Source organism: Rhizobium sp. AB2/73, assembly GCF_020871915.1.
In the GTDB taxonomy this organism is placed as follows: domain Bacteria; phylum Pseudomonadota; class Alphaproteobacteria; order Rhizobiales; family Rhizobiaceae; genus Rhizobium; species Rhizobium dioscoreae.
Map to the genome: position 1 here is coordinate 219,182 of NZ_CP067072.1, position 15,214 is coordinate 234,395.

A 15,214-nucleotide genomic window follows, 5' to 3' on the forward strand; every position below is an offset into this window, starting at 1 on the left:
GCCTTATGTATTCGCGCGGGCGTCATAGTTTTCCTGTGCCTCTTCGATGTGCCGCAGATGGTTGATCGCCCATTCGTAGACCGCGCCGAACGGCACCTGAAGCGTCCGGCCAAGATCGGTGATCGAATATTCCACCGCGACCGGTGAGGTTGCCAGCACTCTGCGCGAAATCAGCCCGTTTCTTTCAAGCCGTCGCAGTGCCTGGGTCAGCGCCTTGTGAGTAATTCCTTCCAACCTGCGCATGAACTCATTGAAGCGGGTGGGTTTTTCCTCAAGCACGGTCAGTATCATGACGGACCATTTGTTCGCGACCTGATCGAAGAACGAGCGCGCCGCACAGTCCGCGAAGAAGACGTTGTCCACCTTTCCGGGCATCTGGATATCCTCCGGTATATCTACGCACTTTAGGGTGCGTAATTGATCGTAGATTGACAACGTATATCTAGAAGTCACCGAGCAATCAACGCCGGGCCGCCGAGCGGGTAGCTCGCGGGCATGCCAGAGATTTCAAAGGAGACTACCAGTGGCAGAGAGCAATTTCGACCTATCGCGGCGCGGTCTGATGACCATCCTGGGAATGACGGTGGCGGCGGTTGCCGCCGGCCCCAATCCTGCCCTCGCTGCGCCGGCGCCCATCGCTAACCTTTTCCACACGGTCTCTGGAAAGGGTCGAAACGTAATGCTGCTGCACGGCTGGACGTGTGATTCCCATGACTGGAGTTGGCAATTGCCCGCCCTCGAAAGCCACTACCGGGTCGTTGCCGTCGATCTGCGTGGCCATGGCCGGTCCGAGATCATGCCGTCCGGCAGCTACATGCCTGGCGACTATGTTCGTGACATCGAAGCTCTGATCGAAAGGAAATTCGAGGGTGAGAAATTTGTATTGATAGGACATTCCATGGGTGGGCAGGTCGCCGCGCGCCTTGCGACCAAGCGGCCGGATCTTGTCGACGCGGTCGTGTCCGTCGATGGCTCCCTCGGCTTTGCGGACAGCCTTGGGCCGATCTTCAAGAAAACCGTCGACGGCCTCCAGACGCAGAGTCCCGGCGTGGTCGGTCCGGCCCTGTTCGAGAGCGTCTATGACCCTTCGACCGATCCGGCACTCAAGCGCTGGCATGCAAGACGACTTCAGGGAATGCCGGAGCATCCTGTTCGAGAATCCTTCGGACCGCTATTCTTCGGATCTGATCAGGTCGGCCTTGGCAGCAATAGCGAAACCTTCTGCAAGACGATCACAGTTCCTTTCTATCATCTCTGCCGCGACGAAAGCCAGGCCGTACGGATGCGCAGATGGTTCTCGAACGAGAAGTCCAAGGTCGATGTCTGGAAGAACGCCGGGCACTGGATCATGCAGGACCGCAAGGACGATGTGAACTCGGCGATCGTGTCTTGGGTAGAGTTGCTATGAGCGACGGGGGCTGAGTGCTCCCTTAATGAAGTTTCAAGCTGATACAAGGGGTAGACGGGGATATCGAGGCAGTCAGGAAACCGTCCGTTGACGCGGCGGTCTGAACGGCACCATACGACGGAGCGCGTTTCCCTTACAACGGCTGTTAGCCTTGCCTCGCCGCAGCTCCTGCTGCGACCGTCAGGATGAAATCGTCGAGCTCCTGTTCCAGGCTTTCGATCGGCAAGCCGACGAAACGCCCTTCGAGGCTGATGCTGACGACGCCATGCACGGCGCCGAAGAGCGTTCTCGCCCGGATTGCACGTGCCGTTTCCGGCATGTTCGGCTGCAACTCCGCGAGCGGCTCGGCAATGACTCCCATCAGGAACATATGCTCTTCCAGATGCCATTCGGGGCTGGGGCGATCATCCGGAGGCCGATGGTCGAACAGCGCTTTCCATAGATTGCGATGGGTGACCGCAAAGCGCAGATAGCCCCGTGCGAGATTGCGCAGCCGGTCGGTTGGGGTGTGATTCTTGACTTCGGCCAGCGTCAGCGACGCTTCCAGCGCCTTCAACGTTGCCGAATTGACGTGAATGACCAGATCGTCGAGATCAGCAAAGACAGTGTAAAGACCTCCGAGAGCGCAGCCGACATCCTGTGTGACGTCGCGCGCCCTGAGGTTGGAAAGCCCATCGGCTGCGATGCGATTGCGCGCCGCCTCGATCAACCTGAGCTTCAGGTCCTCGCGCTTTTCCAGCGTTTTTCTCGCCATTGACAATTCCAATTCAATTTTTTGAACATCGTTCAAAATTTTTCTTGAACGATGTTCACGGTTTTGGCATAAGTGGTTTCGTGAACATCGTTCATAATCGGGAGACGGCAAATGTTCAATTCGATTCTGACGCTCATTCGCGTTCGGGCCTACGATGCCGAACAGGCATTCATCGATCGCAACGCGGTGCCGCTGCTGGCCCAGCAGATCCGCGAGTCTGCCAGCGCGATTCAGTCGGCGCGGCGGGCCGTGGCGATTGCCATCGCGCAGAATGAGCAGGAAAAGAACCGACACGCAGCGATCAACGGCCGCATTGCGGACCTGGAAATGCGCGCCGTCGTCGCCCTGGAGAAGGGAAGCGACGAACTTGCGCGGGAAGCGGCTGAGGCGATCGCCCAGCTCGAAGCCGAGCGGGAGGCTTCTGAAAAAGCCCAGGCGCAATTCACCCAGACGATCGGCAAGCTCAAGGCAACCGTTCGCACATCGGAAGCGCGGCTGCAGGAACTGCAGCGGGGCGAGCGCCTGGCGCGCGCCGCCGAGCAGACACAGAAGCTCAATGTCGCCTGCGACGACAATTCCGGCCTGGCGACGCTTGATGACGCCGAGGAAACGCTTGCCCGTCTTCAGGCGTACCAGAGCCGCTGCGAGATAGCAGCCTCGGCCATGAAGGAAATGGATGCCGCGAGCCGGCAGGCACATATCATCGAAAAACTCGCCAATGCCGGTTGCGGCGCACCGTTAGGCCCTTCGGCCGACGACGTGCTTACCCGCCTGCGTGAGCGCATGAATTCGGCAGCCTGAAAACAAACCCATCAGATAATTGAGAGGATACGATCATGAACGACAGCTTTCAGAAACATTCCCAGGCTTGGGTCAGCTTCTCCTACATCTCTTTTGCCGCTGCCGCATTTATGCTCCTCATTGGCCTTTACATGATGCCGATCGATCTCTGGGGCAAAGGCTATCTCGCCATGGGTATCCTGATGCTGGTGCAGACGGCGGTCAACGTCACCAAGACGATCCGAGACAATAGCGAGGCCGACAAGCTGATCCGCAAGGTAGAAGATGCCCGTACGGAAAAGCTTCTGGTCAAGTTCAATCGTGACGGCCAGGACTAGTCTTTATTAACGACGCCGTAGAGTTGTATCCGCGCTCAATCTTTGCGTAACAACTCTATGGCGTTCTGTTGGCCGAATGAGGGATACGCCATGCAAACGCACCTGATGAGATCGAGGAAGTTCGCGCCGCTGTTCTGGACGCAATTTCTGACCGCCTTCAATGATAATTTCTTAAAGCAGACTCTGGTTTTCGTCATTCTCGCGCAGATGGCGACCGAGGGTGCGGCGCTGGTCACCCTTGCCGGCGGCATCTTCATCGTGCCGTTCCTGCTCCTGTCGGCGATAGCGGGCGAGCTTGCCGACAAATACGACAAGGCCAAGATGGCAGAGCTTTTGAAGCGCTGCGAACTCGGTGTCGCGGCGATCTCCGTCGTCGGCATTGCCTTCTCCTCCATCTGGATCCTGATGCTTGCCCTCTTCGGCTTCGGCGTCATCTCCTCGCTCTTCGGGCCGATCAAATACGGCATCCTGCCGGATCATCTGCAAAGCCGGGATCTTCCAAAGGCGAATGCCTGGATCGAGGGCGGTACTTTCATTGCCATCTTGACCGGCACGATGGTTGCGGCGGTCGCCTTCCGCGAGGGCGAAAATATCTGGATCTTCGGGCCGATGATGATGGGGCTCTCCATCCTCTGCTGGTTCGCCGCCCGTCTGATTCCTGCGACCGGCTCCAAGGCACCCGATCTCATCGTCGACACCAATGTCGTGCGCTCGAGCTACAGGCTGGTCAACGAGCTTCGCGCCGATAACCGCATCTGGCGGGCGTCGCTCATGAACTGCTGGTTCTGGTTCGTCGGCGCCTTCATCATGTCGATGCTGCCGGTCATGGTAACCGATATTCTCGGCGGTTCGGAAATCGTCGTTCCCGCCTATCTGGCAATCTTCGCCATATCGGTTGCCATCGGCTCGGCCATTGCCGGATGGATGGCTGCCGGCCGCATCGTGCTTCTGCCGGCGCCGATCGGCATGCTGATCGTCGCGCTCTTCGGCCTCGATCTCGGCTGGAACCTGTGGGGTCTGCAGTCGACCAGCCATGCCGAAACCATACTTGCCTTCTTCGCCGGACCGAAGACCATTCGCGTCGCCATAGATCTCGCCGGAATGGCGATCGGCGGCGCCTTCCTGGCCGTCCCGACCTTCTCGGCCATGCAGAGCTGGGCACATGAGGATCGCCGCGCCCGTGTCATCGGCGCGTCGAATGTGCTTTCCGCTCTCTTCATTGCCGTCGGCCTGGCGCTTGTGGCGGTGCTTCAGGCTGTAGGCCTGTCGATCCCGATGATCATTCTCAGCATTTCCGTGCTCAACGTGGCGATCGCCTGGCTCATGCTGAAAATGCTGCCAACCAATGCCTTCCGTGATCTCATCTCCATCATCTTCCGCGCCTTCATGCGGCTGGAGGTCGAGGGCCTTGAGAACATCCGCAAGGCCGGCCCCGCGCCGATCATCGCGCTCAACCATGTAAGCCTGCTCGACGGTGCACTCGCGCTCGCCATCACCGAGGAAGAACCCGTCTTCGCCATCGACTATGCCTTCGCGAGGAAATGGTGGGTGCGGCCGCTTTTGAAAATGTGCAAGTTCCTGCCGCTCGATCCGACCAAGCCGATGGCAACGCGCTCGCTGATCAAGGTCATCCAGGACGGCAGTCCAATCGGCATCTTCCCCGAGGGCCGCCTGACAGTGACGGGCACGCTGATGAAGGTCTATGACGGTGCCGCCATGGTTGCCGACAAGACCGGCACGATGATCGTGCCCGTTCGCATCGATGGGCTGGAGAAGAGCTATGCCTCCTATCTGACCTCGAGCCATGTTCGCCGTCGCCTCTTCCCCAAAGTCAAGGTGACGATCCTCGAGCCCGTCAAGCTCGATGTTTCCGCGGAACTCAAGGGCAGGAAGCGCCGTATCGCCGCGGGTGCCGCTCTCTACCAGATCATGTCGACGCTGATGTTCCGCACCGCCGACACCAATAATACCGTCCTTGGACGCGTCATCGACAGCGCCCATGAATATGGCGGCAAGAAACTCGCCGTAGAGGACCCGATCGCCGGCAAGCTCTCCTATGCCAAGCTGCTGACAGGCGCTGCGGTATTGGGTGCGAAGTTCAGGAAGATGTTCCCGAACGAGAAGACGTTCGGCGTGATGCTGCCGAATGCCAATGGCACGGCCGCGACCGTGCTCGGCGTGATGTCGGCGGGCAAGGTTCCGGCCATGCTGAACTTTACGGCCGGTGCGGCCAACATCCTATCCGCCTGCCGGACGGCCGAGGTCAAGCATGTGCTCTGCTCGCGTGCCTTCATCACGCAGGCAAAGCTCGGTCCTGTGGTCGAGGAGCTCGAAAAGCATGTGACCTTCGTCTGGCTGGACGAACTGCGCACGCAGATCACCTCTTTCGACAAGATCGTCGGCCTCATGCGTAAATATCGGCCGCTGGCAAAACGCAATGCCGATGATCCGGCGGTCATTCTCTTTACCTCCGGCTCGGAAGGGGCACCGAAGGGCGTCGTGCTGACGCACCGCAATGTCCTCTCGAATGCCGCCCAGGCCGCCTCGCGTATCGACTTCCACCCTGGCGACAAGGTGTTCAATGTCCTGCCGATGTTCCACTCCTTCGGCCTGACGGCAGGCACGATCCTGCCGCTGGTCTCGGGCGTCCCGGTGTTCTTCTATCCGTCGCCGCTGCACTACCGCATCGTGCCGGAACTGATCTATGTGTCGAACGCCACGATCGTCTTCGGCACGGATACGTTCCTGAACGGCTATGCCCGCACAGCCCATCCTTATGACTTGCGGTCGATCCGCTACATCTTCTCGGGCGCCGAGCCGGTGAAGGCATCGACCCGCGAGGTCTATATGGAGAAATTCGGCTTGCGTATCCTGGAGGGCTACGGCGTGACCGAAGCCGCGCCGGTCATCTCACTGAACACGCCGATGTACAACCGCACCGGAACGGTCGGCAAGATCATGCCGGGCATGGAATGGAAGCTCGAGCCAGTTCCCGGCATCGATGAGGGCGGCCGCCTCCTGATCCGCGGCGCCAACGTCATGGCCGGCTACCTGCGCGCCGACAATCCCGGCGTCCTCGAGCCGCTGCCAGAGGGTTGGCACGATACCGGCGACATCGTCACCATCGACGAGGACGGTTTCGTCAAGATCCGCGGCCGCGCCAAGCGCTTCGCCAAGATCGGCGGCGAGATGATCTCGCTTGCCGCGGTGGAAACGCTTGCCGCACAGCTCTGGCCGGGTGCTCTCAGCGTCGTCTCGGCGGTGCCTGACGCCAAGAAAGGCGAGCGTCTTGTGCTGCTGACCGATGCGCCGGATGCGACGCGAAGCGATTTCCTGGCATTCGCCAAATCGAAGGGTGCTACGGAAATGATGGTCCCGGCCGAAGTGACCGTTGGCAAGGTGCCGGTTCTCGGCTCCGGCAAGGTCGATTTCGTGACGGCGCGCGCCATGGCTTTGGAAGCTCAAGCGCAGTCACAGGCGGCGTAAGCTCCGGATCCTGAAGCAGTGGAGCGGTCGATGGTTTCTGCCATCGGCCGCTTTTTGCTGCCAGTTCATGGCGGAGTGCATCACTTTCGTTTCAGGCGGCAATTGGCAGGATGATCTGAAACGTCGTGCCATCCTTGCCGCTATCCAACAACTCGATGCTACCGCCATGCGAGGCGAGCATCGCTCTGACGATGCCGAGGCCCATACCCGTGCCGCCATCGTCCCGCCGCGTCGAGAAGAAGGGCTCGAAGACGCGATCCCGATTGCCATCGGCAATGCCACGACCATTATCGCGCACCTGGATCGTCATTCTCCGCCCTTCGTCGCTTGCCTTGATTGTAAGGCTTGTAGCGGCGTTCTGAGAGGCATTTTCCGCCAGATTGGCGAAGACAATACCGGCGGCCTCGACTGGCAGCGGCAGCATCTTGATGACGCTGCCTTCGTCGATGATCGTCAATTGGCGAAATTGCATCTCCAATTGGGCAACGATGGCGCGAAGGTTGCTAAAGCCCTGTTCGGATGGAAGCTCGGCTTTCGCGAGTTCCCGAAGGCGCGACAACAGCTTGTCCAGCCGTTCGGTGTCGGCGATGATGTTTGCGAGAAAGCGGTTGCGCTGCTCCTGGCTCATCGGATTGCGGTCGTCATCGTCGCGCAGCAACTCCGCCGCTCCCTTGATCGAGGTGAGGGGCGATTTCAGTTCGTGCGAAACATGGGTGGCAAAGGAGCTGACATAATCGGAATGATCGACCAGTTTGCCGGCTAGATCGAGAAAGCTCTGCGAAAGGGTCGCGACCTCGCGCGTGCCGTAGATGTCGAGCGGCCGGATTGCGGAGCGTCCGCCGCGGGCGATCTCTTCGGTGCGGGCAATCAGGGCATTGATCGGCGTAGTCAGCGTGCGCGTGAGTACATAGGCGACGATGAGGGTGAGGATCAGAACGGCAGCGAGGGTGGCGATCTCCGCCGGTGCCATGGCTCCCGAGGCGGCGCGTACGGCGCGAAACCAGATGACAGTCAGCAGCGGCAGCATCATCACGGTCAGAAGCACGGCATAGACGATGAGGGCAAGCGGCGGCCGCCATTTCGGCTTTACCCTTGGCGCATGCATCAGACGCTTCCTTCTGCTGGTGATGTCAGCTTGAAGCCGACGCCGTGCACCGTGGCGATGATGCCCTTGCCGCCAGCGGCCGAAAGCTTGGCGCGAAGATTGCGTATATGGCTGTCTATGGTGCGGTCTGCGACCTGCATGTCAGCGCCATAGGCCGCTTCCATCAGCTGATCGCGGCTGAAGACGATCTCGGGGCGCGACAGCAGCGTATCGAGGATCGAGAATTCAAGTGCGGTCAAGGTGAGAGGTACATCGGCGAAACTGGCGGTGCGGCCACCGCGATTGAGCCGCAGAGATCCCACGGACACGGAGCCAATGGCCGCATCCGGCTCAGAGCCATGGCCGGTTCGCTTCAGGATAGTCTTCACCCTGGCAACCAGTTCGCGCGGGCTGAAAGGTTTGGTGACATAATCGTCGCCGCCGATTTCCAGGCCGAGGATCCTGTCGATTTCTTCGTCGCGCGCCGACAGGAAGAGGATCGGAAGGTTCGATGTCTTGCGAATGCGGCGGCAGACTTCCAGTCCATCCATATCGGGCATGCCGACATCAAGGACGATGAGGTCGAGACCGCCTTTGTGAAAGGCCATCATGGCCTCAGTGCCATTGCGCGCGGTCGTCGTCTTCATGCCGGCGCGGTCGAGCGCGAAGCAGATCACGTCGCGAATATTCGGTTCGTCGTCGGCGACGAGGATACGCTGGGCCATGCTGTAAGGGTCCTGGTTCACCCATTCGTTTTCTTCGTTTCCGCCTGATCTTGCAAGAGTTGCGTCCGCTTGAGGTAGCCGTCGAGGCGGGCGCCACGATATGTCCAGCTTCGCCAATCGTGCGAGCGTCCGAGATGCTGCCATAGTAGTGTTTCGCGCACCCTGCGAGCATCCGCATCGGCGGGCAGAGATGCCAGATAGGTGTCGAGCGCCGGAATGGCCGCCGGGCCGAGTGTCAAGAGATAATCAAGGTCGAGCACGATGCCTTCACCCGATATCTCGCGGCTATGTGCAACGTTGAAGCGGGCGATGAAGGCAGGAATATCCGCGAGCGCGGCGGCATAGAGCGTAAGAACCAGCATTGCGGAGCTTAACGCGATCAGCCACTCGTTGGAGCGATCCAGCAGGATGCGCAGAAGGATGAGGCAGAGACCGACCGCGACCAGCCCCATCCAGATGCCGGCAGCAACGCGCAGCTCCGTCAGCGAATAGACTTCGACATAGAGGTCGAGCCGCAGAATGGAGGAAAGGCAAAGCAGGATGTTCTGCACGATCCAGAGGTGCACCAGGCCGCGAAGCATGGGACTTCTGTCGCCTGGCCCCGCCGCGCCGCATGGCAGCAAGCACGAAGATAGCAGCGAGGATTGCGGTGAGCATCAGCGGATAGGCGCCGCGATGGGCGTATTCGGCATGGCTCATGCCATCTGGCAGGCTGGCGCCACCCCAGAGATAGGTGAGATCGAGCAGCGTCTGCACGGCAAACAGCACATTGAAGACCAGCAGCGAACGCAGCAGGGCACCATGGCTGAACAGCGCATCTTCAGCTCCGGTTGCGATATCGGGAACATCCCGTCGGCGAGGGCGCCGCCGCATGAGGCGTGGGCGAAGCAGCGGGCGAAGAAAGGCTGCAACGGCAAGCCAGAAGCCGATCCGCCATATGCTCAACAGTTGCAGCAGGAAGGTAAGGTCGAGGCTGCGAAGCGTCTTGTCGATTAGCGGATTGGCGGCTGCGAAGAGGGCAAGAAAACCCGCGGCAAAAACCAGCGGCATGATCCAGTTGCGAAGATGATGCCGCACACCGCGCGGTGACGGTTTTTGCAGGTGCTGCAGCCAGCGATAGCTCGCGCGGCGAAAAGGCCGCGCCGGCACGTCCAGAAGGAAACGCAGCAGCACGAGCGGCAGGCGAGTCCATTGCGAGGGGATCAATCCGCCGATGCCGAGCGAGATCAAGCAAAGGCTGAGAAGGCTGATTGCGATGCCCATCCAGGAGGTGGCTTCGGCAAGCGGAATGGACGCGACAAGGCCGAGGGCGACAAACGCCGCGATTTTTTGAACGGATGGTCTTTTTCGCGACGAGCTGAGCAGACCGGCGGCAACGGCATTGGTGAAGATAAAAAGATTGAGGCCGGGCTGTCTGTCGAAAAGGAGAAGGTCTGCCAGGGCGACAAGGGCAATGAATATGAGGAGTTTGCGATGGGATTTATTTGTGGAGTTTAAGGGAAGGGTCGCTGCATCGGATAGGCTCATCGGTATCGGCTCCGTAGAGGATGCCTTGCCGTGAAGGCTATGATCCTGGCGTCCTGAACGGGCGGATCGGCCTGTGACTGAGGATCGTCCAGCCACCAGCCTTCCTTGAGAAGACTGCGTGGCAGGCGGATTGGTGGAGCTGTGGTTGTTTCGGGCGTGTTGTTCATGGCGCGACGATGCCATGCGCCTTTGCAGAATTTGTGCAGAAGCTGGGGAGCTCTTCAGGAAAATTGACCAAGTCGGAACGTCCAAATCATCGCGCTTGTATGAGATCTGAACAAGAATTGCCGCTGGCAAAGCCAAACCGGGTGAGAGGGATTCTAGCGCTGCATGAAAGCTGTCTCAAAATGGGGTAGTCACTTGTGGAATTTAATCCTGTATTTCCCAGCTTCCAGTCCGCCTATGGATTGCCGGTGTGAAAATCTATTTGTTGACGCGGCTGTCGTACTCACCCCTGACGACAGCCGGGAATCTCGGAAGCGGCTTTCAGCTGCGACCGGGGTTCTCGTCAGAAAAGGAAGCCTCCACATTCGCGATGAGACTGCAAATCGCGCCTGAAGACAGGGCAGGGCTGCTCTAGAGACCGGGGAATATGGATGCCAGGTTACTCCACAATCGCCTTGCCGCATGCGCGCTTTGATTGTAGCTTTTCTCAGAAAGTCGCTGAGCGAAGGGTGAAGATTGCATGGTCATCACGCAGAGCAATTCATCCTCGTCACCTGATCGCGAAACCTTGCAGGTCATGGGCTTTGATCCCGGGCTCGGCCGCAAATTTGAAGCCGGCATCGAATCCGGCCTGCTGCGCGATCTGCATGTCGTGCTTGCCGCCCGTTCCGGGCGTGTATGCCTGGAATATTATGCCGTTGGTCCCGACGAAAATTGGGGAGATCCGCTCGGGGATGTCGCCTTCGACGCCGATACGCTGCACGATCTTCGCTCTGTCACCAAGAGCATTGCTGGCCTTCTTTATGGCATCGCGCTCGACAGGGGATTGGTGCCGCCACCGGATGCATCGCTCTATGAGCAGTTTCCGGAATACGGCGATCTCGCCCGAGATCCTGCACGCGCCAAGATCACCATTGCCCACGCGCTGACGATGACGCTGGGGATGGAGTGGGACGAGGATCGTCCCTATACCGACCCGCTGAACAGCGAAATTGCGATGGAGAACGCGGAGGACCGATATCGTTTTGTTCTGGAGCGTCCGGTGATCGCCGAGCCGGGAACGCGCTGGATTTATTCCGGCGGCAGCGTCGCGCTGGTGGGGGCGATCATCGAGCGCGGCACGGGCAAGCGCTTGCCCGACTTCGCGCGAGAGGTTCTCTTTGAACCTTTGGAGATTGCAAAATTCCACTGGAATGCCGGGCGTGACGGCGTGGCGTCGTCGGCATCTGGGTTGCGTCTCACGGCCCCCGATTTGCTGAAGATCGGGATGCTTTTCCTTCAGAAGGGTGTGTGGAATGGCCAAAGGGTCGTCTCGGAAGACTGGATCGCGCAATCCCTCGCGCCGGCGATTTCGACCGGGGACGGTCTGAGCTATGGCAGACTGTGGTTCTCAGGCGACGCGCCGGTGCCGGCGTTTGATGGGCTGCGTCCATGGTATGCTGGCTTCGGCAATGGTGGGCAGAGGCTCTGGCTGATGCCCGATGCGGATATCGCCGCTGTCATCTACTCCGGCAAGTATAATTCCTGGGACGCTTGGATCACGCCCACCCGCGTCTGGCGCGAAATCATCCTTGCCAATCTGCTGAAAGCGTGACGATGGCGCCTTCAAAAGCCGAGTTCCCCACCCTTGTCACCGAGCGGCTGCGGCTTCGCGAAGCGAGTATGGATGATCGCGACGACTTCCATGCGCTGATTTCGATTCCGGAGGTCACGCGGTTCTCGAATTGGGTTGATGCGCCCAAAATGGCGCAGATTGAACGTTCCCTGCGATGGATGATCAAAATCTTCCCCAAGGGAGCAGGTTGTTCATGGATCATTGAGGATCGGCTTTCAGGCCACTTGCTCGGCGCGATCCGCTTCAATAGCATCGATCGGCGTGCCAGATGCGCCGAACTGGGCTATGAGCTGCATCCCTCGGCCTGGGGCAAAGGGTTGATGAGCGAAGCGGCACGCGCCGTTGTCCGGTGCGGCTTCGACGATTTTTCGGTCAATCGCATCGAAGCCTGGACGTTGCCGGGAAACACAGCTTCCGATCGGGTTCTGGAAAAAGCGGGCTTCCAATATGAGGGCACACTGCGACAGAAGGCGCGGTTCAAAGAGGCCTTCCATGATTTCCGCATGTTTGGTTGCCTGGCCAGCGACCGACAGAGCTAGCCTCTAGTCGGGTCCCTGCTGGCTTCGCCGGCCAGTGCTGCGGATTGAAAATAGTCTCGGGGCGAGCGCCCGAGCGCCCGCCGGAACATGGCCGAGAAGGCGCTCGGGCTCTCATAGCCGCAGTCCAGCGCGACATCGAGAACACTTCGACCTTCTGCGAGCAAGGTAAGAGCCTTCAACATGCGTGCCTGCTGCCGCCACCGGCCGAAGCTCAGCCCCGTTTCGCGCTGAAACAGCCGCATGAGGGTTGCCCGGCTCATATGCAGCCCATTGGCCGCCTCTTCGATCGAGATTGTGCTCGCAAGATCGCCGAGCAAGGTTTCACAGAACGCCGCAAGCGCCGGATGTTTCGGTAGCGGTAACTTCAGCGGTTGAGCCGGCAAGAAGGTAAGTTCGAGAAGCAGCAGGTGAATGACTGCCTCCACAACCTCTTTCTGATCGGGTTTGTCGACAAGACCGGCGAGCCGCAGGATGAGTTCGCGCAGCAGCGGGGTGACTTCCACCACCGTGCACTCATTCGGCAATGCATCTCTGCCATTGGGATCGATCAATAATGAGCGAAACTGCACGCTGGTATGGCTTGCCGTCACGTGCTCGAGCTGCGGCGGCAGCCAGACCGCTCGGCTCGGCGGTACGACCCAGGTGCCGCTATCCGTGGTCAAGGAGATCACGCCGCTGACGGCGTAGAGCAGTTGCGCCTGCTTATGGCTGTGGCGAGAACTGGTGAAGCGGTGATCGTCATGTGCGATGACGGCGACACCTTCAGCGACATCGGTGCCGTGGTGAAGATAGTATTGATCCTTTTGCGACGATGAATGATCCATACGCGCGAGAATATCAAAGATGTCGACAGTAACCTAGAGTTCCTTTCCAGCAGGATATCTACTTTCGTGTCTGCCGCATCCCGCAATCTGCATCGATCGGACCGACCGCATAGCGCTGCCGTCGCATCGCTGCGCGTGCGGATGGATGCCGGCCCCTCGTCCTGCATACCAGTTTCCCTTCAGTTTTCCGTTGCATTGCGACTTAGCCGCGGTCGTCGGGCCTGACGGCATCCCGGCGGCTGTATTCTGCTGTCCGCTTTCTCCCAAATTGACCGACATGCAACGGAACGGATCATGCTGAAGAATCCTGAAACCAAATATCGTCCTTTCATCTCGCCCATCGAATTGCCGGATCGGCAATGGCCGAACAGGCGCCTCGCCAAGGCGCCCCGCTGGCTCTCAACGGATCTGCGCGACGGAAATCAGGCGCTCGCCAACCCCATGGATGTCGAGCGCAAGCTGCGCTTCTACGACATGCTGCTCGCCTCCGGCTTCAAGGAGATCGAGGTCGCCTTTCCATCGGCCTCGCAGATCGAGTTCGATTTCGTCCGTGCGCTCATCGAGGAAGACCGCATCCCGGAGGATGTGACGATCCAGGTGTTGACCCAATCGCGCGCCGATCTCATCGCGCGCACGTTTGAATCCCTCATCGGCGCCCGCAAAGCCATCGTCCATCTCTACAATGCGACCGCACCGCTCTTCCGCCGCGTCGTCTTTGGCATGGAGCGACACGAGATTGTCGACCTCGCTGTCAGCGGTGTTACAGCAATGCTGGAGGAAAGCCTGAAGCAGCCGGAGACCGACTGGACCTTCGAATATTCGCCGGAAACCTTCTGCTTCACCGAGCCGGATTTCGCGCTCGAAATCTGCGAGCGCGTGCTCGATGTCTGGCAGCCGACTGCGGAACGCCCAGCCATTCTCAACCTGCCGGCAACGGTGGAAGTGGCGATGCCGAATGTCTATGCCGACCAGATCGAATGGTTCTGCCGCCATATTTCGCGCCGCGACGCCGTCATCATCAGCGTTCATCCGCATAATGATCGCGGTACGGCGGTGGCCTCGGCCGAGCAGGCGCTGCTGGCAGGCGCCGATCGGGTCGAAGGTTGCCTATTCGGCAATGGCGAGCGTACCGGCAATGTCGATCTGGTGACGCTAGCGTTAAACCTCTACACGCAGGGCATTGATCCCGGCCTGACCTTTCCGTCGATCCGTGAGGTAGTGAAGACGGTGGAATATTGCAACGGTCTGCCCATTCATCCGCGTCACCCCTATGCGGGCGAACTCGTGCACACGGCCTTCTCCGGCTCGCATCAGGATGCGATCCGCAAGGGATTTGCCGCGCATGAGCGGCGCAATGACGGCGTCTGGGAAATGCCCTACCTGCCGGTCGATCCCGCCGATATCGGCGAGAGTTACGAGGCCGTCATCCGCGTCAACAGCCAGTCGGGCAAGGGCGGGGTCGCCTGGGTGATCGAGCAGGACAAGGGCTTGAAGTTGCCGCGCGCCATGCAGGTCGATTTCAGCAGGCGGGTGCAGCTCCTCGCCGATGAGACGAAGCGCGAACTGACGGCCGAAGATATCTGGAAGGCCTTCGTCGACGCCTATCATGTTGACGATGCCGAGCGCTTCGAACTCGTCGATTATGAAGGTGGTTTTCGCAGGGGAGCCGGCGCCGAGCGCATCTTCACTGGCCGGATTCGCCACGGCAACCAGGATGTCGTCGTCAGCGGTCGCGGTAACGGCCTCGTTTCGGCGGTACTTGCCGCGATTGCCGAGGCTTTCGCAGTGGAGCTGAGCGTCATGGATTATCAGGAGCATGCCCTGCGCCGCGGCAGCGATGCGCAAGCGGCCGCCTATCTGCAATGCGTCCGTGCGGACGGATCGCAGGTCTTCGGCGTCGGTATCGATGCCGATGTTGCGACCGCAACCGTCAAAGCGGTCCTCAGCGCCGCTTGTGCGGCCGGTTGAC

13 protein-coding genes and 1 pseudogene are annotated in these 15,214 nt (G+C 59.8%); 7 read left to right on the forward strand and 7 right to left on the reverse strand.

The window, feature by feature from the left end; genetic code table 11:
* Positions 1-3: 3 nt before the first annotated feature.
* Complete coding sequence (locus I8E17_RS20700) at positions 4-375, reverse strand: helix-turn-helix domain-containing protein (protein WP_069610365.1); 372 nt, start codon at positions 373-375, stop codon at positions 4-6.
* 148 nt (positions 376-523) lie between these two features.
* On the opposite strand from I8E17_RS20700, the gene I8E17_RS20705 reads away from it, so the two are divergent.
* Entirely contained in the window at positions 524-1,408 is an 885-nt protein-coding gene (locus I8E17_RS20705) for an alpha/beta hydrolase (protein ID WP_229002172.1), read from the forward strand.
* A gap of 145 nt (positions 1,409-1,553) precedes the next feature.
* Here I8E17_RS20705 and I8E17_RS20710 read toward each other — a convergent pair whose 3' ends face one another.
* The gene (locus I8E17_RS20710; RefSeq protein ID WP_069610366.1) at positions 1,554-2,162 is read right to left on the reverse strand and encodes a TetR-like C-terminal domain-containing protein; all 609 of its coding nucleotides are present in this window, start codon (positions 2,160-2,162) and stop codon (positions 1,554-1,556) included.
* Between the two features lie 111 nt (positions 2,163-2,273).
* Here I8E17_RS20710 and I8E17_RS20715 point away from each other — a divergent pair, with 111 nt between their 5' ends.
* The 3 genes from I8E17_RS20715 (at position 2,274) to I8E17_RS20725 (ending at position 6,766) form a co-directional block, all read left to right on the forward strand.
* Positions 2,274-2,963: a PspA/IM30 family protein gene (locus I8E17_RS20715; RefSeq protein WP_069610367.1), complete on the forward strand. Its 690-nt coding sequence runs from the start codon at positions 2,274-2,276 to the stop codon at positions 2,961-2,963.
* A gap of 35 nt (positions 2,964-2,998) precedes the next feature.
* Entirely contained in the window at positions 2,999-3,280 is a 282-nt protein-coding gene (locus I8E17_RS20720; RefSeq protein ID WP_069610368.1) for a YiaA/YiaB family inner membrane protein, read from the forward strand.
* A 90-nt stretch (positions 3,281-3,370) separates the two neighbouring features.
* Positions 3,371-6,766 (forward strand): acyl-[ACP]--phospholipid O-acyltransferase, encoded by a 3,396-nt coding sequence (locus I8E17_RS20725; protein ID WP_069610369.1) that lies wholly within the window; start codon positions 3,371-3,373, stop codon positions 6,764-6,766.
* Positions 6,767-6,857: 91 nt separating this feature from the next.
* On the opposite strand, the gene I8E17_RS20730 is transcribed toward I8E17_RS20725, so the two are convergent.
* The 4 genes and pseudogenes from I8E17_RS20730 to I8E17_RS35390 all read right to left on the reverse strand — a co-directional run.
* Positions 6,858-7,871 carry a HAMP domain-containing sensor histidine kinase gene (locus tag I8E17_RS20730; RefSeq protein ID WP_069610370.1) on the reverse strand — a complete coding sequence of 338 codons (1,014 nt, stop codon included), beginning with the start codon at positions 7,869-7,871 and terminating at the stop codon, positions 6,858-6,860.
* Positions 7,871-8,575: a response regulator gene (locus I8E17_RS20735; RefSeq protein ID WP_069610371.1), complete on the reverse strand. Its 705-nt coding sequence runs from the start codon at positions 8,573-8,575 to the stop codon at positions 7,871-7,873. Before I8E17_RS20735 ends, I8E17_RS20730 begins: the two co-directional genes overlap by 1 nt.
* A 17-nt stretch (positions 8,576-8,592) precedes the next feature.
* Positions 8,593-9,156, reverse strand: a complete 564-nt coding sequence (locus I8E17_RS20740; RefSeq protein WP_307777816.1) for a DUF4153 domain-containing protein — start codon at positions 9,154-9,156, stop codon at positions 8,593-8,595.
* Between the two features lie 76 nt (positions 9,157-9,232).
* A pseudogene (locus I8E17_RS35390) lies at positions 9,233-10,285 on the reverse strand (DUF4153 domain-containing protein); the annotation flags it as partial.
* A 502-nt stretch (positions 10,286-10,787) separates the two neighbouring features.
* Here I8E17_RS35390 and I8E17_RS20750 point away from each other — a divergent pair.
* Together I8E17_RS20750 and I8E17_RS20755 are read left to right on the forward strand one after the other, a co-directional pair.
* The gene (locus I8E17_RS20750) at positions 10,788-11,861 is read left to right on the forward strand and encodes a serine hydrolase (RefSeq protein ID WP_083258024.1); all 1,074 of its coding nucleotides are present in this window, start codon (positions 10,788-10,790) and stop codon (positions 11,859-11,861) included.
* A 2-nt stretch (positions 11,862-11,863) separates the two neighbouring features.
* Positions 11,864-12,421 (forward strand): GNAT family protein, encoded by a 558-nt coding sequence (locus tag I8E17_RS20755; protein WP_069610372.1) that lies wholly within the window; start codon positions 11,864-11,866, stop codon positions 12,419-12,421.
* On the opposite strand, the gene I8E17_RS20760 is transcribed toward I8E17_RS20755, so the two are convergent.
* The gene (locus I8E17_RS20760) at positions 12,418-13,245 is read right to left on the reverse strand and encodes a helix-turn-helix transcriptional regulator (protein ID WP_083258025.1); all 828 of its coding nucleotides are present in this window, start codon (positions 13,243-13,245) and stop codon (positions 12,418-12,420) included. The two genes, I8E17_RS20755 and I8E17_RS20760, sit on opposite strands and share 4 nt — an antisense overlap.
* 294 nt (positions 13,246-13,539) lie before the next feature.
* Between I8E17_RS20760 and leuA the strand changes: the two genes are divergently transcribed.
* On the forward strand, positions 13,540-15,213 hold the full coding sequence (gene leuA / locus I8E17_RS20765; RefSeq protein ID WP_069610373.1) for a 2-isopropylmalate synthase: 1,674 nt from the start codon (positions 13,540-13,542) through the stop codon (positions 15,211-15,213).
* The last annotated feature ends 1 nt before the right edge of the window (position 15,214 follow it).

Coding starts and splice junctions, on each gene's coding strand:
- I8E17_RS20700 (WP_069610365.1), bottom strand. CDS start 375: ATGCCCGGAAAGGTGGACAACGTCTTCTTCGCGGACTGTGCGGCGCGC.
- I8E17_RS20710 (WP_069610366.1), bottom strand. CDS start 2,162: ATGGCGAGAAAAACGCTGGAAAAGCGCGAGGACCTGAAGCTCAGGTTG.
- I8E17_RS20715 (WP_069610367.1), top strand. CDS start 2,274: ATGTTCAATTCGATTCTGACGCTCATTCGCGTTCGGGCCTACGATGCC.
- I8E17_RS20720 (WP_069610368.1), top strand. CDS start 2,999: ATGAACGACAGCTTTCAGAAACATTCCCAGGCTTGGGTCAGCTTCTCC.
- I8E17_RS20725 (WP_069610369.1), top strand. CDS start 3,371: ATGCAAACGCACCTGATGAGATCGAGGAAGTTCGCGCCGCTGTTCTGG.
- I8E17_RS20730 (WP_069610370.1), bottom strand. CDS start 7,871: ATGCATGCGCCAAGGGTAAAGCCGAAATGGCGGCCGCCGCTTGCCCTC.
- I8E17_RS20735 (WP_069610371.1), bottom strand. CDS start 8,575: ATGGCCCAGCGTATCCTCGTCGCCGACGACGAACCGAATATTCGCGAC.
- I8E17_RS20740 (WP_307777816.1), bottom strand. CDS start 9,156: ATGCTTCGCGGCCTGGTGCACCTCTGGATCGTGCAGAACATCCTGCTT.
- I8E17_RS20750 (WP_083258024.1), top strand. CDS start 10,788: ATGGTCATCACGCAGAGCAATTCATCCTCGTCACCTGATCGCGAAACC.
- I8E17_RS20755 (WP_069610372.1), top strand. CDS start 11,864: ATGGCGCCTTCAAAAGCCGAGTTCCCCACCCTTGTCACCGAGCGGCTG.
- I8E17_RS20760 (WP_083258025.1), bottom strand. CDS start 13,245: ATGGATCATTCATCGTCGCAAAAGGATCAATACTATCTTCACCACGGC.
- leuA (WP_069610373.1), top strand. CDS start 13,540: ATGCTGAAGAATCCTGAAACCAAATATCGTCCTTTCATCTCGCCCATC.